Below are 346 nucleotides of genomic sequence, written 5' to 3'. Positions count from 1 at the left end.
ACCTGAGCGCCGCCATTATCGCTTTGCTGGGGTGGGGGACGTCATCGCACCCTCGCTCTCGCGTGCAGGAGACCCCGGGCCGGGCCTCGCCCCTCGAGGAGCGCGCCCAGGCGGCAGTGACCGAGTGTCTCGCCATCGCTCCCGATTGGACCCGCGACGATCTCCCCACGGCGGGTCGCAGAGCGCGGGCGGAGATGGCGGCGCGGCATCCGGAACTCTCGTCGGGCGCCCTGGATGCGCTGGCCTGGGCCTACACGTACAACTGGCGATGAAAGGGAGTGAGGTGAGTCATGAGGATCGGTAGCGAGGTCGTTCGGCCCATGATGAATTCGCTCGAGGGGATGCC

At 68.5% G+C, this 346-nt stretch carries 1 protein-coding gene; it reads left to right on the top strand.

Going from position 1 to position 346, the window contains the following annotated elements:
- The first annotated feature begins 62 nt into the window (after positions 1-62).
- On the top strand, positions 63-272 hold the full coding sequence (locus KVT44_RS55790; RefSeq protein WP_217576916.1) for a hypothetical protein: 210 nt from the start codon (positions 63-65) through the stop codon (positions 270-272).
- The last annotated feature ends 74 nt before the right edge of the window (positions 273-346 follow it).

Origin of the sequence: Streptomyces sp. GbtcB7, assembly GCF_019091445.1 — a bacterium.
Lineage (GTDB): Bacteria > Actinomycetota > Actinomycetes > Streptomycetales > Streptomycetaceae > Streptomyces > Streptomyces mirabilis.
This window is presented reverse-complemented; position numbering and strand designations above follow the sequence as displayed.